The sequence below is a fragment of the Pseudomonas sp. PLB05 genome, assembly GCF_021106615.1.
In the GTDB taxonomy this organism is placed as follows: Bacteria; Pseudomonadota; Gammaproteobacteria; order Pseudomonadales; family Pseudomonadaceae; genus Chryseomonas; species Chryseomonas benzopyrenica.
Genome location: NZ_JAJOHO010000003.1, coordinates 775,804 through 795,119, shown reverse-complemented (window position 1 = coordinate 795,119; position 19,316 = coordinate 775,804). Strand labels below are relative to the sequence as shown.

Here is a 19,316-nt window from a genome sequence, read left to right as displayed (position 1 = left end):
CGTGACCCCATGCGACTGCCGTCAGCCTTCCAGTTTCTGCTTGAGCAACTGGTTGACCTGGCCGGGGTTGGCCTTGCCCTTGGAAGCCTTCATCGCCTGGCCGACGAAGAAGCCGAACATCTTGCCGCGCTTGGCTTCGTCGCTGGCGCGGTATTGCTCGACCTGGGCGGCATTGGCCGCCAGGACCTCGTCCAGCATGGCCTCGATGGCGCCGCTGTCGGTGACCTGCTTGAGGCCCTTGGCTTCGATGATGGCATCGGCGCTGACGCCTTCGCCGGCGGCCAGGGCTTCGAACACCATCTTGGCGATCTTGCCGGAGATGGTGTCGTCCTTGATGCGCAGGATCAGGCCGCCCAGCTGGGCCGCGCTCACCGGTGCCTGGCCGATCTCCAGGTCCTGCTTGTTGAGCAGGCTGGACAGGTCGCCCATCACCCAGTTGGCGGCCAGCTTGGCATCGCCGCTCACCCGCTGGACTTCCTCGAAGTAGTCGGCCAGCTCACGGCTGGCGGACAGCACGCTGGCGTCATAGACCGACAGGCCGTATTCGTTCTGGAAGCGATCACGCTTCTCGGTCGGCAGCTCGGGCAGCTGGCTGCGCACCTCGGCCAGGAAGGCCGGCTCGATCACCACCGGCAAGAGATCGGGGCAGGGGAAGTAACGGTAGTCGTTGGCTTCTTCCTTGCTCCGCATGGAGCGGGTTTCGTCCTTGTTGGGGTCGTACAGGCGGGTTTCCTGCACCACCTTGCCACCATCCTCGATCAGTTCGATCTGGCGCTGCACCTCGTGGTTGATGGCCTTTTCGATGAAGCGGAAGGAGTTGACGTTCTTGATCTCGGCACGGGTGCCGAAGGCTTCCTGACCCTTGGGGCGCACCGAGACGTTGCAGTCGCAACGCAGCGAGCCTTCGGCCATGTTGCCGTCGCAGATGCCCAGGTAGCGCACCAGGGCATGGATGGCTCTCACATAGGCCACGGCTTCCTTGGCGCTGCGGATGTCCGGCTCGGAAACGATCTCCAAGAGCGGCGTACCGGCGCGGTTCAGGTCGATGCCGCTCATGCCGTGGAAGTCTTCGTGCAGGCTCTTGCCGGCGTCTTCTTCCAGGTGCGCGCGGGTGATGCCGATGCGCTTGACGGTGCCATCTTCCAGGGTGATGTCCAGGTGGCCCTTGCCGACGATGGGATGATCCATCTGGCTGGTCTGGTAGCCCTTGGGCAGGTCCGGGTAGAAGTAGTTCTTGCGCGCGAAGACGTTGCGCTGGGCGATCTCGGCATCGATGGCCAGGCCGAACTTGCAGGCCATGCGCACGGCCTCGGCGTTGAGCACCGGCAGGGTGCCGGGCATGCCGAGGTCGACCAGGCTGGCGTGGGCGTTGGGCTCGGCGCCGAAACTGGTGGCGCTGCCGGAGAAAATCTTCGATTGGGTGCTGAGCTGAGCGTGGATCTCAAGCCCGATCACGGTTTCCCATTGCATGTCTCTATCCTTCTCAGAAGCCGCTCGGCGCCTGGCGATGCCAGTCGCTGACCTGCTGGTACTGGTGGGCGACGTTGAGTAGACGGCCTTCCTGGAAATAGTTGCCAAGCAGCTGCACGCCCACCGGCAGGCCGTCGACGAAGCCGGCCGGCATCGACAGGCCGGGGATGCCGGCGAGGTTGGCGGCGATGGTGTAGAGGTCTTCGAGGTAGGCGGAGACCGGATCGTTGCTCTTTTCGCCGAGTTTCCAGGCCAGGTTCGGCGTGGTCGGGCCGAGGATGACGTCGACCTCGGCGAAAGCCGCGACGAAGTCGTTCTTGATCAGCCGGCGGATGCGCTGGGCCTTGAGGTAGTAGGCGTCGTAGTAGCCGGCCGACAGGGCATAGGTGCCGACCATGATGCGCCGCTTCACCTCGGCGCCGAAGCCTTCACCACGGGACCTCTTGTAGAGATCCTCCAGGTTGACCGGATTCTCGCAGCGATAGCCGAAGCGCACGCCGTCGAAGCGCGACAGGTTGGAACTGGCCTCGGCCGGGGCGATGACGTAGTAGGCCGGGATCGCATGCTGCAGCGTGGGCAGGGAGATGTCCTTGACGGTGGCGCCGAGCTTTTTCAGCGCCTCGACCACGGCCAGCACCTTGTCACCGATGCGGGCATCCAGCCCGGCGCCGAAGTACTCCCGCGGCAGGCCGATGCGCAGGCCGGTCAGCGGCTGCTGCAGGGCGGCGCGGTAGTCGTCCACCGGCTGGTCGACGCTGGTGGAGTCCTTGGGATCAAAACCCGCCATGGCCTGCAGCAGCAGGGCGCAATCCTCGGCGGTGCGGGCCAGGGGGCCGCCCTGGTCGAGACTGGAGGCGTAGGCGATCATGCCCCAGCGCGAGACGCGGCCATAGGTGGGCTTGATGCCGGTGAGGTTGGTCAGGGCCGCCGGCTGGCGGATCGAGCCGCCGGTGTCGGTGCCGGTGGCAGCCGGCAGCAGGCGCGCGGCCACGGCCGCGGCGGAACCGCCGGAGGAGCCACCCGGGACGCGGGTGAGGTCCCAGGGATTCTTCACCGGGCCGTAGTGGCTGGATTCGTTGGCCGAACCCATGGCGAATTCGTCCATGTTGAGCTTGCCGAGGGAAACGGTACCGGCCGCGGCCAATCGCTCCACCACGGTGGCGTCATAGGGCGCCTTGAAGCCGGTGAGGATCTTCGAGCCGCAGCTGGTGAGCACCCCCTGGGTGCAGAACAGGTCCTTGTGGGCGATGGGCGCACCGAGCAGGGCGCCGGTCTCGCCCGCGGCGCGGCGGGCGTCGGCGGCGCGGGCCTGGGCCAGGGCCGCATCGGCGGTCACGGTGATGAAGCTGTTGAGCTGGGGATCGAGCTGCTCGATCCGCTGCAGCAGGCCGTGGGTCAGTTCCTCGGCGGAAAAATCCTTCGCGGCCAGGGCGGCGGCGATCTCGGTCAGGGTCAGCTGATGCATGTCGTGTCTCACTCGATCACCTTGGGGACCAGGTACAGGCCGGCTTCCACCGCCGGGGCGATGGCCTGGTAGGCCGCGCGCCGGTCGCCTTCGGTGGCCTGGTCGGGGCGCAGCCGCTGGGTGGCTTCCAGCGGGTGGGCGAGGGGATCGATACCCGTAGTGTCCACGGCCTGCATCCGGTCGACGAGGCCGAGGATGTCGTTGAGGGTAGCGGTGGTAGCGGCGAGATCCGCTTCATCGAGACCCAGACGGGCCAGGTGAGCGATCTTTTCGACGTCGGTGCGTTCGAGCGCCATCGGCTTCTCCAAGCAGGAAGGCGGCGTGACCCGGTTGGCGGCCGCGTATGCTGGAGACGGGCTGGGCGGGTCGGGCGCCGCGTTGAACAGGGGCTTAACGGCCCGGAAAAGCTCTCAATCTAGCATATCGGCGCCTTGCCCTAAATCCCTGCGATTGTTAGAGTCTGCCGCACTTTTTTACCCGCACGTTTGTCCTGTCGCGTGCCTGCTTGTCACCGCCTAGGGTCACCTCATGTTCAAGAAATTGCGTGGCATGTTCTCCAGCGATCTGTCGATCGACCTGGGAACCGCCAACACCCTGATTTATGTCCGCGAGCGTGGCATCGTGCTCAACGAGCCGTCCGTCGTCGCCATTCGTACCCATGGCAACCAGAAGAGCGTCGTCGCCGTCGGTACCGACGCCAAGCGCATGCTCGGTCGGACGCCGGGCAACATTTCCGCCATTCGCCCGATGAAGGACGGTGTCATCGCCGACTTCAGCGTCTGCGAAAAGATGTTGCAATACTTTATCAACAAGGTGCACGAGAACAGCTTCCTGCAGCCCAGTCCGCGGGTGCTGATCTGTGTGCCCTGCAAGTCGACCCAGGTCGAGCGTCGCGCCATTCGCGAATCCGCGCTGGGCGCCGGTGCCCGCGAGGTGTTCCTGATCGAGGAGCCCATGGCCGCAGCCATCGGCGCCGGTCTGCCGGTCGAGGAAGCCCATGGTTCCATGGTCGTCGACATCGGTGGCGGCACCACCGAGATCGCGCTGATCTCGTTGAACGGCGTGGTCTATGCCGAATCCGTCCGCGTCGGCGGTGATCGCTTCGACGAAGCCATCGTCACCTACGTGCGTCGCAACTACGGCAGCCTGATCGGCGAATCCACCGCCGAGCGCATCAAGCAGGAAATCGGCACCGCCTATCCGGGCGGCGAGGTCCGCGAGATCGACGTCCGTGGCCGCAACCTGGCCGAAGGCGTACCGCGCAGCTTCACCCTCAATTCCAACGAGGTGCTCGAAGCCATGCAGGAATCCCTGGCGACCATCGTCCAGGCGGTCAAGAGCTGCCTGGAGCAGTCGCCGCCGGAACTGGCCTCCGACATCGCCGAGCGCGGCCTGGTGCTGACCGGTGGTGGCGCCCTGCTGCGCGACCTGGACAAACTGCTGTCGCTGGAAACCGGGCTGCCGGTGATCGTCGCCGAAGACCCGCTGACCTGCGTGGCTCGTGGCGGCGGCAAGGCGCTGGACATGATGGATCGCCACGCCATGGACCTGCTGTCCACCGAATAAGGCAGTTCCAGGCTACAGGCCCCGCTCCGGCTGCCCCTGGCGGCCGGAGCGCTGGGCGCGTTCTGCGAGGAACTCACCATCAAGCCGATTTTCAGCAAAAGCCCGGCGCTGGGCATTCGTCTGCTGATCCTGGCCGCCCTTTCGGTGGGTGTCATGGTCACCGACGCGCGCTTCGACTACCTGAAACCGGTACGCAGCGAACTGGCGCTGGTCCTCTCGCCCCTCTATGAGGTGGCGGGCTTTCCCCTGCGCGCCTGGGAAGGCGTCAGCGATCAGTTTTCCAGCCGCACCGAGCTGATGGCGGAAAACGAGCGTCTCAAGGCCGAACAGCTGCTGCTGCAACGCCGCCTGCAGAAACTCGCCGCACTCACTGAACAGAACGTGCGCCTGCGCGAACTGCTCAATTCGGCCGCCCTGGTGGACGACAAGGTGCTGGTCGGTGAACTGATCGGTGTCGACCCCAATCCCTATACCCATCGCATCATCATCGACAAGGGCGCGAAGGACGGCGTCTTCGTCGGCCAGCCGGTGCTCGACGCCAGCGGCCTGATGGGCCAGGTGGTGGAAGTGATGCCCTATTCGGCGCGCGTCCTGCTGCTTACCGACGTGACCCACAGCATTCCGGTGCAGGTCAATCGCAACGGCCTGCGCGCCATTGCCGTCGGCACCGGCAACCCCGAGCGCCTGGAACTGCGCTATGTGGCCGACACCGCCGACATCAAGGAAGGCGATCTGCTGGTGAGTTCCGGCCTGGGGCAGCGCTTCCCGGCCGGCTATCCGGTGGCCACGGTATCCAAAGTGATCCACGATTCGGGGCAACCCTTCGCCGTGGTGCGCGCCATTCCCACCGCCAAGCTCAATCGCAGTCGCTACATGCTGCTGGTGTTCAGCGATACCCGCACCCCCGAGCAGCGCGCCAATGACGCTGCCGAGGCGCAGGAAGCCGCGGATCGCCACGCTGCCCAGCGTCCGGCCGCCCCGGCGAATCCGCTCCCGGCCGGGGCCTCTGCCGCGCAACCGGCGGCAGCCAGCGCCACGCCGGCGCCCGCGGCCACCACGGGCAGTCGCACCGCGACCCCCACCAAGCCGCCGGCAGCGGCCCAGGGCAGTAGCGCTACTCATCCCGCCACGCCGACCAAGCCTCCGGCGAACGCCAACGGCAGCACTGCTCATCCGGCCACCAAGCCACCCGTCCACGGGGCGACCGGTACCTCTGGGCAGCCGGCGGCCAGCAGTCAGGCGCCAAGCCGCACTCAGCAACCCGCACCGGAACTGCCGGACGAGGGTGATCGTTGATGGCGCTGCGCATCGGCCACAAGGGGTGGGTAATCTGGCTCACCCTACTGGTCGGCTTGCTGCTGTCCGTCGCGCCCATGCCGGAATTCATGGAGATCGGCCGCCCGCTGTGGCTGGCCATGCTGCTGACCTTCTGGACTCTGACCCTGCCGCATCGCGTCGGTCTGTTCACCGCCTGGGTGATGGGCATCGCCGAAGATGTGCTCTATGGCAACCTGCTGGGCCAGACCGCCCTGGTGCTGAGTCTGGTGGTGTTCCTCGTCCGTTCCCTGGCGCAGCGATTGCGCGCCTTTCCCATCTGGCAACAGAGCTTCGTGCTGCTGGTGATCTACGGCATCGCCCAGCTGCTGGCACTGTGGCTCAACGCCCTGGCCGGCAGCCGACCTCCGACCCTGGTGTTTCTCACTCCCTCGCTGGTCAGCGCGCTGCTCTGGCCATGGATCTATCTGTTGCTCCGCGGGCTGCGCCTCAGATTCGGCGTCAACTGAACTGGTTTCGCGGGTCCCGGACTGGCATGCTCCCGTCATCTTCCTGTCGTCTGGTTGTCGTCGATGCCCCAGCTCTACCTTGCCTCCGCTTCGCCTCGTCGCGCCGAACTGCTCGAACAGATCGGCGTCGCCTTCCAGAAGGTCGCTGCGACGGTGGACGAAACCCCCCATCCCGGCGAGGCGGCGGACACCTATGTCGAGCGCCTGGCGCGGGCCAAGGCGGCGATGGGCTGGCAGGTGCTGGCCGGTGCCTCCGCCGGCTGTGTGCTGGGCGCCGACACCTGCGTGGTGCTCGATGACCAGCTGCTCGGCAAGCCCCGCGATCGCGCCGACGCCCTGGCCATGCTCGCCGCCCTCAGCGGGCGCCGACACCGGGTGGTGACCGGCGTCGCCGTCGCCGATGGCGAGCGCTGCCTGAGTCGCGTGGTATCCGCCGCGGTGGAATTCCGCCCCCTGGCGTCCGGGGAGGCCGAACGCTACTGGGACACTGGCGAGCCGGCCGACAAGGCTGGCAGCTACGCCATCCAGGGCGCCGGCGCGGTGTTCGTGCGCGGCCTGCAGGGTAGCTACAGCGCCGTCGTAGGGCTGCCGCTGTGCGAAACCGCGGAACTGCTGAGCGCTTTCGCCATCCCTTGTTGGCGGTCTGTCGGACGGCCGACCATCTAGTCCTGAGGCGCCTGGCGCCTTGGTCCCCTTTCTGCCCTTCCACGTCGTCCAAGAGTCCTCCATGAGCGAAGAGATCCTCATCAACATCACTCCCATGGAGTCCCGTGTCGCCGTCGTGGAAAACGGTGTGCTGCAGGAGGTGCACGTCGAGCGCACCCTGAGACGCGGCATCGTCGGCAACATCTATCGCGGCCGGGTGGTGCGGGTGCTGCCCGGCATGCAAGCGGCCTTCGTCGACATCGGCCTGGCCCGCGCGGCCTTCATCCATGCCGCCGAGATCTCCCAGCGCGAAGGCGCGGCGGTGGAGAGCATCAATGCCCTGGTGCGCGAGGGCCAGACCCTGGTGGTCCAGGTCACCAAGGATCCCATCGGTACCAAGGGCGCGCGCCTCACCACCCATCTATCGATCCCCTCGCGCTACCTCGTCTATATGCCGCGCACCTCCCACGTTGGTATCTCGCTGAAGATCGAGGACGAAGCCGAGCGCGAGCGGCTCAAGGCGATCATGGCGCGCTGCGTGGAGAGCGAGGGCATCGAGCACGAAGGCGGCTTCATCCTGCGCACCGCCGCCGAGGCGGCGCGCGAAGAAGACATCCTGGCCGATATCCGCTATCTACGTCGGCTCTGGCAGCAGATCTCCGGCAACCTCCAGGGGCCGACGCCGGTGCCCATCTACGAAGACCTGACCCTGGCCCTGCGCGCCCTGCGCGATCTGGTCGGGCCGCGCACGGAAAAGATCCGCGTCGACAGCCGCGAGAATTTCCAGCGCATCGGCCAGTTCGTCGAGGAGCTGATGCCCGAGGTGGCGACGCGGCTGGAGCACTATCCGGGCGAACGGCCGATCTTCGACCTCTATGGCGTGGAAGACGAGATCCAGAAGGCCCTGGAGCGCAAGGTGCTGCTCAAGTCCGGTGGCTATCTGGTGATCGATCCCACCGAGGCGATGACCACCATCGACGTCAATACCGGCGCCTTCGTCGGTCATCGCAATCTGGAAGAGACCATCTTCAAGACCAATCTGGAGGCGGCCACCGCCATCGCTCGCCAACTGCGGCTGCGTAATCTCGGTGGCATCATCATCATCGATTTCATCGACATGGAAGACGAAGAGCACCAGCGCCAGGTGATCCGCACCCTGGAAAAGCAGCTCGAACGCGACCATGCCAAGACCAATATCATCGGCATCACCGAGCTGGGTCTCCTGCAGATGACCCGCAAGCGCACCCGCGAGAGCCTGTCCCAGGTGCTCTGCGAGCCCTGCGCCAACTGCCAGGGGCGCGGCATCCTGCGTACCGCCGAGACCATCTGCTACGAGATCTTTCGTGAAATCCTGCGCGAGGCGCGGGCCTACCAGGCCAATTCCTATCTGGTGCTGGCCAACCAGAAGGTGGTGGATCGGCTGCTGGACGAGGAGTCGGGTAACGTCGCCGATCTCGAAGCCTTCATCGGCCGTACCGTCAAATTCCAGGTGGAGACCATGTATTCCCAGGAGCAGTACGATGTCGTGCTGCTCTAGGTCCGCACCTTGATGGCCCTGTTCAAACGCGGCGCGCTGGGTCTGGCGCTGCTGCTGCTGGCCCTGGTGACCCTCTATATGGGCCTGGGGCGGCTGCTCATGCCCTGGGTCGGCGAATACCGCAACGAAGTCGAGGCGCGCGCCGCCGCTGCCCTGGGCGAGCCGGTGCGCCTGGGCCGGCTCGAAGGACGCTGGGCCCGCTGGAATCCGGTGCTGATCCTGCGCGATCTGAGTCTCGGGAGCGGCGAAGGCACGGTGCAGCTGGATCATCTCAAGGTGGTGCCGGATGTCCTTGGCAGCCTCTGGCATCGCCAGCTGCGCCTCAAGTCCGTGCAGATCGACGGGGTCCATCTGGTGCTGGAGGAGGATGCCCAGGGGCACTGGCAACTGCGCGGCCTGCCGCCGCGAGCGCCGGATGCCAAGGCCTTCGATCCGGGTCCCGTGCTCGATGGCCTGGCGCGGCTGGGCCATGCCAGTCTGCTGGACAGTCAGCTTAGCCTGATCCCCCAGCAGGGTTCCCCGGTGACCCTGAGGTATGCCGAGGCCAGCCTGTCCCGGCAGCTCAGCGGCGCCCTGGAATTGGCGACGCGTTTCCGCCTGCCCGATGGCGGCACGGTCGCGGCGCACTTCAGCGCCATGCCACGTCCTGAGAACTGGCGCGCCAGTGGGCTGGAAGGCTATATCAGTTTGCCCGCCAGCGACTGGTCTCGCTGGGTCCCGGGCACCCTGACCCGACAATGGCAATTGCGCCGTGCCCAGGCGGAAGGCGAGCTCTGGTTCGCCTGGGCCGAAGGGCGGTTGCAACGTTCCCACCTGCGCCTGAAGGCGGATGAACTGACCCTCGCCTATGCCGACCATACCCCGGTGCGACTGCAGGCCCTGACCCTGGACGCCGACCAGCAGGCTGGCGACGCCAACCGGTACAACGGGGCTCTGGCGCTCAAGACCCAGCTCGACGGCAAACCGCTGGAGGCGCGCTATGGTCTGGGCTATGACAGCACCGCCCAGCACCTGCAGGTCCGTGGCGACCAGTTGGATCTCAAGCAGGCTGCCCGGCTGGCCCGGGACCTGGCACCCTTGCCGGCGCCGGTGGTCCAGGCGCTCCAGGCGTTGGCGCCTCATGGCCAGCTGCGCAATCTCAACGCCGACTTCTATCCGCAGAAACCACTGCGCGAGCGGCTCTCCTATGCGGCCAACCTGGAGCGGGTGGGCTTTGCCGCCTATCGTGGTGCCCCGGCCGCCGAGGGCGTCACCGGCAGCCTGAGCGGCAGCCTGGGCGGTGGCGAATTGCGCCTGGACAGCTCCGACTTCATGCTGCACCTGAGCGATCTCTTCCCTGAGCCCTGGCACTATCGTACCGCCAAGGCGCGGCTGACCTGGAGTCTCGACGACCAGCGTTTCACCCTGGGCAGTGCCCTGATGCAGGTCACCGGGCCGGAGGGCGCGGCCAGTGGCGACATGCACATCCAGCTCGGCCTGCACCCCGAGGTGGACAGCTACATGGACCTGCGTGTCGGCCTCAAGGACGGCGACGCCAGCTACACCCGCAAGTACCTGCCCACCAAGCTGCCGGCCACGGATTTCAGCCCGGAGCTGGCCCAGTGGCTGACCACCGCCATCGTCGGCGGCCGGATCGACGAGGCCATCTACCAGTACCAGGGCTCCTTGCGCCATGGCTCGCCTCCACACTCGCGCACCATGAGTCTGTTCTTCCGCGTGCACGACGCCCAGCTGGCCTATCAGCCCGGCTGGCCCGCCCTGCGCGAGGCGCGTGGCGATGTCTTCATCGAAAGCGACGGGGTCAAGGTCCAGGTCCCCGAGGGACGCATTCTCGACACCCGGGTCAGAGACGTCGAGGCGCGCATCCCGCTGCTGCACGATGGCAGCGCGCTGCACCTGCGTCTCTCCGCCCGACTCGACAGCAGCGTGCGCGATGGCCTGAAGATCCTCCAGGATACGCCGCTGCCGACCGCCAAGGTCTTTGCCGGCTGGAAGGGCGAGGGTGCGCTGAACAACAGCAGCCTGAATCTGGACATCCCCCTGGCCAAGGGGCAGCCACCGGTGGTGGTGGTCGAGCTGACGCCGGACAAGGCGCGCCTGGAACTGGCCGATCCCCAACTGACCCTCACCGACCTGCGCGGCAGCTTTCGCTACGACACCCGCAGCGGCCTCAGCGCCCCCGACATCCAGGCGCGGGTCTTCGACCAGCCCATCCGCGGTCAGGCGCTGGCCGAGGGCAAGCCCGACGATCCCCGCACCCGGCTGGTGGTGGACGGCCGCGTTGACGTCGACCAGCTGGCGCGTTGGCTGGGTAGCGAAGGGCGACCCCTTCCGGCGCGTGGCCTGCTCGGTTATCGCCTCGGCCTGACCTTCGCCGAGCACAGCGAATTGGCCGTCACCTCGGATCTGCGCGGGGTGACCATCGATCTGCCGGCACCCTTCGGCAAGAGCGCCGAGGAGACGCGCGAAGGCTTCTTCAGCCTGGCGCTCAACGATGGCGAGCGCCGGGTGGAGGCGACCTACAAGGGCCTCGCCGATGCCGTGCTGATGCTCGATCCCCAGGCCATCGCCAAGGGCCGCGGCGAGATCGTGCTGGGGGGCGGCACCGCCAATTTGCCCACTGCCCCCGGCTACAGCCTGCGCGGGCAACTGGCGGAATTCGATCTGGCCGCCTGGCAGGACGTCTACCAGCGCTATGGCAAGGCCAGTGCCGGTGGCGGTGGTAGCGCAGGGCAGGGCGGTGGCAATACCCTGGACATCTCCAGCCTCGGGCGGGGTGATCTCAGCTTCGGGCGCTTCCTGGCCTTCGGTCAGCAGATCGACAGCCTGCGCCTCACCTACGAACCCCTGGGTACTGCCTGGCAACTCGGCCTGGCCAGCCAAACCGTCGCGGGCCAGGTGCGCATTCCCCGCCAGACCGGGCAGCCGATCGACATCAATCTGCAACACCTGCGCATTCCCCAGACGCCGGCGGATCCCTCGGTGGCAAGCGAGGCGCCACGTCCCGATCCCCTGGCCGACGTCGATCCGCGCGCCCTGCCAGCGCTGAATCTGGCCATCGATCGTCTGGAACTGGGTGGTCGCCTGGTCGGCGCCCAGCGCCTGCAGCTCAGGCCTTCGCCGTCAGGCGCCAATTTCAATGCCCTGGATCTCGACCTGCGGGGCCTCAAGGTCATGGGCGCCCTGCGTTGGGAAGGCGCCCCGGGTGCGACCCACAGCTACTACCAGGGACGTCTGTCTGGCGGCAACATCGCCGACATCCTGCTGGGCTGGAATTTCGCCTCCAGCGTCACCAGTCGCGATTTCCGCCTGGATGCCCGGGTCGACTGGCCTGGCTCGCCGGCCCATGTCGCCCTGGCCCGACTCAATGGCAGTCTCGATGCCCGCTTCAACGATGGCCAGCTGCGCCAGGTGGAAGGCACGGCTTCGGCGCTACGCATCTTCGGCCTGCTCAACTTCGAGTCCATCCGCCGCCGCCTGCGCCTGGACTTCTCCGATCTGTTCGGCAAGGGCCTGAGCTACGACAGCATCACCGGCGTGCTCGACGCCCAGCAGGGCGCCTTCCGCACCCGCAAGCCCATCAGCCTCAGCGGGCCGGGTGCCGAGATGAGTCTGCAGGGCCTGCTGGACATGGCCAGCAACCGGGTCGACGCCAACCTCAAGGTCGGGGTGCCGGTCAGCAACTCCCTGCCGCTGGCCGCCCTGATCGCCGGGGCACCCGCCATCGGTGGCGCGCTGTTCATCGTCGATCGACTGATCGGCGACCGCATCACCCGCATGGCCAGCATCAACTATCACATCGAAGGCCCCTGGCAGAATCCGACCATGACCACGGGCAAGCGCGATTGAGCATTGCCCTGCGGTCGCCCCGCTGCTTAGGATGGACGCTCCCTTCTGGAGTGCCTGCATGTCCATAGCCATCCTGCAGATGGTCAGCGGCCCCGCGGTGGCGGCCAATCTGCGCGCTGCCGAGCGATTGCTCGAACGCGCCGCCAACGCCGGTGCGCAACTGGCGGTGCTGCCGGAAAACTTCGTCGCCATCGGTCATCCGGCTCCCGCCGAACTGGCCCGAGCGGAGGCGCTCGGCGAGGGCGAGATCCTGCCCTGGCTGTCCAGCCAGGCGCGTGAACGAGGCCTCTGGCTGCTCGCCGGCACCCTGCCGCTGCTGCCCGACGGTGCCACCGAGGGCAAGCCCTGTGCCTGCTCGCTGCTGTATGACGACCGGGGGCAACGCATCGCCCGCTACGACAAGTTGCACCTCTTCGATGCCGACGTCAGCGACAGCCAGGGCAGCTATCGCGAATCCGATCACTATGCCGCCGGCGAAGCCCTCACGGTGGTGGACACCCCGGTCGGTCGCCTGGGCCTGAGCGTCTGCTACGACCTGCGCTTTCCCGAACTCTACGGCGCCCTGCGTGCCGCCGGGGCGGAGCTGATCAGCGCGCCTTCGGCCTTTACCGTGCCCACCGGCCAGGCCCATTGGGAGCTGCTGCTGCGTGCCCGGGCGGTGGAGACCCAGAGCTATCTGCTGGGCGCCGCCCAGGGCGGCGTCCATGCCAATGGCCGCACGACCTGGGGCCACGCCATGGCGGTGGATCCCTGGGGCGAGATCCTGGCCGTCCAGGCCAGCGGCGAGGCGGTGCTGCTCATCGAACGCGATGCCGAGCGCCAGGCCGAGTTGCGGCGGCGGATGCCCGTTACCCAGCACCGCCGCTTCGCACCGGCGCGCCTGGCCGAACGGCAATGACGGCCATTGGTCTTTTGCATCAGGGACCCGAGACTTCCGCGAGTAGGCTAGAGGCCAGCTCGCGACCCCTTCATCATTCCGACGCCCCTGTTGGCGTCGTCTGGAGTTTCCATGAGTGATTACCTGAATAGCGTCGGCTCGGCCCTGCTGGGTCCCGGCGGACTCGCGGTGGACGATCTGCAACCCGTGCTGCAGCGGCTGGCCGGGCCCGGCATCGACGCTGCCGACCTGTATTTCCAGAGCATCGTCTCCGAGTCCTGGCTGCTGGAGGATGGCATCGTCAAGGAAGGCGGCTTCCACCTCGACCAGGGCGTCGGGGTACGGGCGCTGTCCGGCGAGAAGACCGGTTTCGCATACAGCAACGCCATTACCGGCGAGGCCCTGGATCTGGCCGCCCAAGCCGCGCGTTCCATCTCCCGTAGCGGCGTCGAGGGCCAGGTCCAGGCATTTCGTGCGGTAGAACCCGCGCAGCGCCTCTATGGCCAGGACAATCCCCTCGATGTGCTGGATCGCGCCACCAAGGTCACCTTCCTGAAGCAGCTGGACGAGGCCACCCGCGCCCTGGACCCGCGCATCCAGCAGGTCACCATCAACCTGGCCGGGGTCTGGGAGCGCACTCTGGTGGCCGCGGTCGACGGCACCCTCGCCGCCGATGTGCGCCCGTTGGTGCGCCTGGGCGTCAGCGTCATCGTCGAGCAGAACGGCCGCCGCGAGCGCGGCAACAGCGGTGGCGGTGGTCGCTGCGACTATCGTTACTTCCAGCGTGACGACCGCGCCCTGGGCTATGCCCGCGAAGCGGTCCGCCAGGCGCTGGTCAATCTGGAGGCCACGGCGGCCCCGGCCGGTACCCTGCCGGTGGTGCTGGGCGCCGGCTGGTCCGGCGTGCTGCTGCATGAAGCGGTCGGCCATGGCCTGGAAGGCGATTTCAACCGCAAGGGCAGCTCCAACTACAGCGGCCAGCTCGGGCGCCAGGTAGCCTCTTCGCTGTGCACCATCGTCGACGACGGCACCCTGCCGGATCGCCGTGGCTCCCTGTCCATCGACGACGAGGGCACGCCCAGCAGCTACAACGTGCTGATCGAGAACGGCATCCTCAAGGGCTACATGCAGGACAAGCTCAACGCCCGGCTGATGGGCGTGGCGCCCACCGGCAATGGTCGCCGCGAGTCCTATGCCCACCTGCCCATGCCGCGCATGACCAACACCTACATGCTCGCCGGCCAGAGCGATCCGGCCGAGATCATCGCCTCGGTGGAGAAGGGCATCTATTGCGCCAGCCTGGGTGGCGGTCAGGTGGACATCACCAGTGGCAAGTTCGTCTTCACCACCAACGAGGCCTACCTGATCGAGAACGGCAAGCTCGGTCGTCCGGTGAAGGGCGCCACCCTGATCGGCAACGGACCCGAGGTCATGAACCGGGTATCCATGGTCGGCAACGACCTGGCGCTGGATGCGGGGGTAGGGACCTGTGGCAAGGACGGCCAGTCACTGCCGGTGGGCGTGGGTCAGCCGACGCTGAAGATCGACGCCATCACCGTGGGCGGCACCGGCGCCTGATGCGGGCACCGGCCGTGGCCGTAGCGGACAGAAACCTAGCGCAGACCGCGCTGGGTTTCGTCGAGGGTGCGGATGTACTTGAAGACCTTGCGCGCCGCCGCGGGCGGCTTGTTGTGCGCCGCCTCGTGCTGGGCATGGCGCACCAGGCCGCGCAGATGCTGGCGATCGGTTTCCGGATACAGCGCCACGAAGGCCTCCAGCGCCTGGTCGCCCTCGGCGATCAAGCGGTCACGCCAGCGCTCCAGGGCGTGGAAGCGCTCGTTGTACTGCCGCGTCGAAGTGTCCATCTGGTCGGCCAGCGCCAGGATGGCTTCCAGGTCTTGGTCGCGCATCAGCTTGCCCAGGTACTGGACATGCCGTTTGCGCGCAATGTGGGTCTTGTGCTTGGGCGCCTCGGCCAGGGCCTTGCGCAGCGGATCGGTCAGCGGCAGGCGGTCCAGCTGCTCGGCCGGCAGCCCGGCCAGGCGCTCGCCCAGCTCCTGCAGCGCGTGCAGCTCGCGCTTGACCTGCGTCTTGCTCTTTTCGCCCAGCGGCGCGTCGTCGTCGTAAGAATCAACCATGAACTATGGGGTCCAGCTAAGAATGGGCGCCATCATAACGAGTTGCCGCACGGTTGTCCGGCCTGGCCGGCGCCGTCCGTAAGGAGAACGTCATGAATCGCAACGCTGCCGTGGGTCCCGCCGCGCTCCCCGAATTGCGCGAACAGGTCGAGGCCATCCTGGCCGAGGCCCGGCGCCAGGGTGCCAGCGCCGGTGAAGTGGCCGTCTCGGTCGACCAGGGCCTGTCCACCTCGATCCGCAAGGGTGAGGTGGAAACCGTCGAATTCAATCGCGACCAGGGTTTTGGCATCACACTCTATGCCGGTCAGCGCAAGGGCTCGGCCAGTACCTCCGCCACCGGCCCCGAGGCGATCCGCGAAACCGTGGCCGCGGCCCTGGCCATCGCCAAGCACACCTCGGAGGATCCCTGCGCGGGCCTGGCGGATGCCGAATTGATGGCACGCGGCGAGCTGCCCGATCTCGACCTCTATCATCCCTGGGACATTACTCCCGAGCAGGCCATCGAGCAGGCCCTGGCCTGTGAAGCGGCCGCCTATGCCGCCGACAGCCGCATCGGCAATGCCGACGGTACCACCCTCAATACCCACCAGAGCTGCCGGGTCTACGGCAACAGCCACGGTTTCGTCGGCGGCTACGCCAGCACCCGGCACAGCCTGAGCTGCGTGATGATCGCCGGCAGCGGCGAGGCCATGCAGCGCGACTTCTACTACGACGTCAACCGCATCGGCAGCGAGCTGATGAGCGCCGAGGAGATCGGTCGCCGCGCCGCCGAGCGTGCCGTGAGTCGCCTGGGTGCCAGGCCGGTGCCCACCGCCAAGGTCCCGGTGCTGTTTTCCCCGGAAATGGCCGCCGGCCTGTTCGGCACCTTTCTCGCCGCCATTTCTGGTGGCAACCTCTATCGCAAGTCATCCTTCCTCGAAGGCGCCCTGGGTCAGCAGGTGTTTCCCGACTGGCTGACCCTTGACGAGCGGCCGCACCTGCCGCGCGCCCTGGGCAGTGCCGCCTTCGATGGCGAAGGCCTGGCCACCTACGCCAAGCCCTTCGTCGAGAACGGCCAGCTGGTGTCTTATGTGCTCGGCAGCTATTCCGCGCGCAAGCTGGGCATGCAGAGCACGGCCAATGCCGGCGGCGTACACAACCTCCATGTCAGCCACGGCACGGCGGACCAGGCCGAGCTGATCCGGCAGATGGGCACGGGCTTCCTGGTCACGGAAATGATGGGGCAGGGCACCAACCTGGTCACCGGCGACTACTCCCGGGGTGCCGGTGGCTTCTGGATCGAGAATGGCGAGATCCAGTTTCCGGTCCAGGAGGTCACCATCGCCGGGCGGCTGGGCGACATGTTCCGCCAGATCCTGGCCGTGGGCAGCGACGTGGAACGCCGCGGCAGTCTACGCACCGGCTCGGTGCTGATCGACGGCATGACCCTGGCGGGCAGCTAGAACGGCGGTTGGAGTTGTCGCGATGAGGAAAATCCTGTCGAACGGGAGACAGCCCACCCCGTTACTCGTTAGTATCCTAGCAATGCACTAGGACATAGCCGTGCGGTCGAATCCGCTGAACGGACGGCCCAGACTTCACAGGATGCGCCCTCGCGCATCTGCCGTACTCCCCGGCGCCTTCGGGCGCTGGGTCCATACCAAAGCCACCATGGAGACAATCCGCATGCCGCATACTCTGCCTCAGCTGCCCTACGCCTACGACGCGCTGGAACCGCACGTCGATGCCCAGACCATGGAAATCCACCACACCAAGCACCACCAGACCTACATCAACAACCTGAACGCGGCGCTGGAAGGCACCGAGTTCGCCAACCTGTCGGCCGAAGACGTGGTTCGTCAACTGGACAAGCTGCCCCAGGACAAGCGCGGCGCCGTGCAGAACAACGGTGGCGGCCATGCCAACCACAGCCTGTTCTGGACCGTGATGGCCCCCAACGCCGGCGGCAAGCCCGAAGGCGCCCTGGCCGAGGCCATCGAGTCCCAGCTGGGCGGCTTCGATGCCTTCAAGGAAGCCTTCACCAAGGCGGCCCTGACTCGCTTCGGCAGCGGCTGGGCCTGGCTGAGCGTCACCCCCGAGAAGAAGCTGGTGGTCGAGAGCACCGGCAACCAGGACAGCCCGCTGATGACCGGCAATACCCCGATCCTCGGCCTGGACGTCTGGGAGCACGCCTACTACCTGCGCTACCAGAACCGTCGTCCCGACTACATCGGCGCCTTCTTCAACGTCATCAACTGGCCGGAAGTGTCCCGTCGCTACGAAGCGGCGCTGAACGCCTGAGTTGACGCCCCATAAAAAAAGCCGCCCTCGGGCGGCTTTTTTTATGGGATGCGGCTGGAGCAGGGTGCTTATCACTCACCCTCGTCGAAGTAATTGTTGATCAGCTCGATCAGGGCGCGCATGGCCTCGTCGCTCTGTTCACCTTCGGTTTCCAGTTGCAGCACCGTGCCCTTGCCGGCGGCCAGCATCATGACCGCCATGATGCTCTTGCCATCGACCGGCGACTCGCCACTACGGCCGACGCGAACGCTGGCGGGATAGCGGCCAGCCACGCCGACGAACTTGGCGGCGGCACGGGCGTGCAGACCCAGCTTGTTGATAATGGTGATCTGTTGGGCAGGCATTGAGTCTGTCCTTGTCGAAACGAAACGGGCGTCAGAGATCGCGGTGACGAATCTGGACGTTCTTGAGCAGGTCTTTGAGTTCGCGACCCAGGCGATCGGCCAGATAGACCGAACGGTGATGACCACCGGTACAGCCAATGGCCACGGTCACATAGGACCTGTTGTTGGCGGCGAAACGCGGCAGCCACTTCACCAGGTAATCGCGGATGTCATTGTACAGGGTCTCTACCTCGGGCTGTTGCTCGAGATATTCCCGCACCGGGGCATCCAGTCCGGAAAAGTCGCGCAGGTCCGGCTTCCAGTAGGGATTGGGCAGGAAGCGCACATCGAAGACCATGTCGGCATCCACCGGCAGGCCGCGCTTGAAGCCAAAGGACTCGACCAGGTAGGCAGTACCCGGCTCCGGCGCGTTCAGCAGGCGCAACTTGAGGATGTCGCGCAGCTGATAGAGATTCAGGTGGGTGGTATCGATCTTCAGGTCGGACAGATCGGCGATGGGCGACAGCAACACCTGTTCGTCGTGAATGGCCTCGGCCAGGGATCTTTCCTGGTTGGACAGCGGATGCCGGCGGCGCGTCTCGGAAAAGCGCTTGAGCAGCGTCTGGTCATCGGCATCCAGATAGAGGATGTCACAGCGGATGTTGCGGCTGCGTACCTGTTCGAGCAATTCGGGAAAGCGCTGCAACTGGCTGGGCAGGTTGCGTGCATCGATGGACAGGGCGACCTTGGGCTGGGGCCGCTCCATGTCGGTCAGGGCGTGCTGGGCCAGCTCGGGCAGCAGACTGGCCGGCAGGTTGTCGATGCAATAGAAGCCATTGTCCTCAAGCACGTTGAGCGCCGTACTCTTGCCCGACCCGGAACGTCCGCTCACGATGATGAGGTGCATGTCAGTGTCCGCTCTGGGCCTCGACGACGATCTGATAGAGCGCCTGGCTGTCCTTGGCCTTGCGCAGTCGGTCGCGGATGTCGGCGCGATCCAGGATGCCGGCGATCTGGCGTAGCAGGGTGAGATGTTGTTCGGTGGCCGCTTCCGGGACCAGCAGGACGAACACCAGGTCAACCGGGGCGCCGTCCAGGGAATCGAAGTCCACCGGCTGCTGTAGGTGGAAGAGCACGCACAGCGGTTGCTGCAGACCCGCCAGGCGGCAGTGGGGAATGGCGATGCCATTGCCGAAACCAGTGGAGCCCAGGCGTTCGCGCGCCATCAGGCATTCATGGATGTGCGCCGCATCATGGCCGGGCAGTTCCTGCGCGGCCAGCTCGGCGATGCGTTCCAGTACGGCGGCTTTGCTGCCACCCGGCGCACCCGTCTGGGTACGGCCGGGGGTCAGGATGTTTTCGAGTTTGATCATAAAGCGGCG

17 protein-coding genes are annotated in these 19,316 nt (G+C 66.5%); 10 read left to right on the top strand and 7 right to left on the bottom strand.

All coding sequences use genetic code 11. The features are described from left to right. Positions 1-21: 21 nt before the first annotated feature. The 3 genes from gatB to gatC are packed head-to-tail and all read right to left on the bottom strand — an operon-like array spanning position 22 to position 3,231. Positions 22-1,470 carry an Asp-tRNA(Asn)/Glu-tRNA(Gln) amidotransferase subunit GatB gene (gatB, locus tag LRS53_RS16510; RefSeq protein ID WP_231356617.1) on the bottom strand — a complete coding sequence of 483 codons (1,449 nt, stop codon included), beginning with the start codon at positions 1,468-1,470 and terminating at the stop codon, positions 22-24. Between the two features lie 13 nt (positions 1,471-1,483). Continuing rightward, positions 1,484-2,935: an Asp-tRNA(Asn)/Glu-tRNA(Gln) amidotransferase subunit GatA gene (gatA, locus tag LRS53_RS16505; RefSeq protein WP_231356616.1), complete on the bottom strand. Its 1,452-nt coding sequence runs from the start codon at positions 2,933-2,935 to the stop codon at positions 1,484-1,486. Between the two features lie 8 nt (positions 2,936-2,943). Then, positions 2,944-3,231 carry an Asp-tRNA(Asn)/Glu-tRNA(Gln) amidotransferase subunit GatC gene (gatC, locus tag LRS53_RS16500; RefSeq protein WP_231356615.1) on the bottom strand — a complete coding sequence of 96 codons (288 nt, stop codon included), beginning with the start codon at positions 3,229-3,231 and terminating at the stop codon, positions 2,944-2,946. Positions 3,232-3,463: 232 nt separating this feature from the next. On the opposite strand from gatC, the gene mreB reads away from it, so the two are divergent. The 8 genes from mreB (at position 3,464) to tldD (ending at position 14,771) form a co-directional block, all read left to right on the top strand. Next, positions 3,464-4,501 (top strand): rod shape-determining protein MreB, encoded by a 1,038-nt coding sequence (gene mreB, locus LRS53_RS16495; RefSeq protein ID WP_007159533.1) that lies wholly within the window; start codon positions 3,464-3,466, stop codon positions 4,499-4,501. Between the two features lie 126 nt (positions 4,502-4,627). Then, on the top strand, positions 4,628-5,797 hold the full coding sequence (mreC, locus tag LRS53_RS16490; protein ID WP_231356811.1) for a rod shape-determining protein MreC: 1,170 nt from the start codon (positions 4,628-4,630) through the stop codon (positions 5,795-5,797). After that, positions 5,797-6,285: a rod shape-determining protein MreD gene (gene mreD, locus LRS53_RS16485; protein WP_017642382.1), complete on the top strand. Its 489-nt coding sequence runs from the start codon at positions 5,797-5,799 to the stop codon at positions 6,283-6,285. The genes mreC and mreD overlap by 1 nt, the downstream gene beginning before the upstream one ends. 63 nt (positions 6,286-6,348) lie before the next feature. After that, positions 6,349-6,951 (top strand): Maf family protein, encoded by a 603-nt coding sequence (locus LRS53_RS16480; protein WP_231356614.1) that lies wholly within the window; start codon positions 6,349-6,351, stop codon positions 6,949-6,951. A gap of 61 nt (positions 6,952-7,012) precedes the next feature. After that, on the top strand, positions 7,013-8,467 hold the full coding sequence (rng, locus tag LRS53_RS16475) for a ribonuclease G (RefSeq protein WP_017642380.1): 1,455 nt from the start codon (positions 7,013-7,015) through the stop codon (positions 8,465-8,467). Between the two features lie 12 nt (positions 8,468-8,479). Next, positions 8,480-12,316 (top strand): YhdP family protein, encoded by a 3,837-nt coding sequence (locus tag LRS53_RS16470; RefSeq protein ID WP_231356613.1) that lies wholly within the window; start codon positions 8,480-8,482, stop codon positions 12,314-12,316. Positions 12,317-12,374: 58 nt separating this feature from the next. Beyond that, positions 12,375-13,214 carry a carbon-nitrogen hydrolase family protein gene (locus LRS53_RS16465; protein ID WP_231356612.1) on the top strand — a complete coding sequence of 280 codons (840 nt, stop codon included), beginning with the start codon at positions 12,375-12,377 and terminating at the stop codon, positions 13,212-13,214. A gap of 111 nt (positions 13,215-13,325) precedes the next feature. After that, on the top strand, positions 13,326-14,771 hold the full coding sequence (gene tldD, locus LRS53_RS16460) for a metalloprotease TldD (protein ID WP_231356611.1): 1,446 nt from the start codon (positions 13,326-13,328) through the stop codon (positions 14,769-14,771). A gap of 35 nt (positions 14,772-14,806) precedes the next feature. On the opposite strand, the gene yjgA is transcribed toward tldD, so the two are convergent. Then, complete coding sequence (gene yjgA / locus LRS53_RS16455; protein WP_017642376.1) at positions 14,807-15,331, bottom strand: ribosome biogenesis factor YjgA; 525 nt, start codon at positions 15,329-15,331, stop codon at positions 14,807-14,809. Positions 15,332-15,423: 92 nt separating this feature from the next. On the opposite strand from yjgA, the gene pmbA reads away from it, so the two are divergent. Then, the gene (pmbA, locus tag LRS53_RS16450) at positions 15,424-16,773 is read left to right on the top strand and encodes a metalloprotease PmbA (protein ID WP_231356610.1); all 1,350 of its coding nucleotides are present in this window, start codon (positions 15,424-15,426) and stop codon (positions 16,771-16,773) included. Positions 16,774-16,996: 223 nt separating this feature from the next. Beyond that, positions 16,997-17,611, top strand: a complete 615-nt coding sequence (locus tag LRS53_RS16445; RefSeq protein ID WP_017642374.1) for a superoxide dismutase — start codon at positions 16,997-16,999, stop codon at positions 17,609-17,611. A 71-nt stretch (positions 17,612-17,682) separates the two neighbouring features. Here the strand turns inward: LRS53_RS16445 and LRS53_RS16440 are convergent, their stop codons facing one another. The 3 genes from LRS53_RS16440 to ptsN are packed head-to-tail and all read right to left on the bottom strand — an operon-like array spanning position 17,683 to position 19,307. Further along, a complete protein-coding gene (locus LRS53_RS16440; protein ID WP_017640049.1) occupies positions 17,683-17,955 on the bottom strand; it encodes an HPr family phosphocarrier protein in 273 nt (90 codons plus the stop codon). A 31-nt stretch (positions 17,956-17,986) separates the two neighbouring features. Next, positions 17,987-18,841: an RNase adapter RapZ gene (gene rapZ / locus LRS53_RS16435; protein ID WP_017640050.1), complete on the bottom strand. Its 855-nt coding sequence runs from the start codon at positions 18,839-18,841 to the stop codon at positions 17,987-17,989. 1 nt (position 18,842) lies between these two features. Next, positions 18,843-19,307, bottom strand: a complete 465-nt coding sequence (gene ptsN, locus LRS53_RS16430) for a PTS IIA-like nitrogen regulatory protein PtsN (protein WP_017640051.1) — start codon at positions 19,305-19,307, stop codon at positions 18,843-18,845. Between the last annotated feature and the right edge of the window lie 9 nt (positions 19,308-19,316).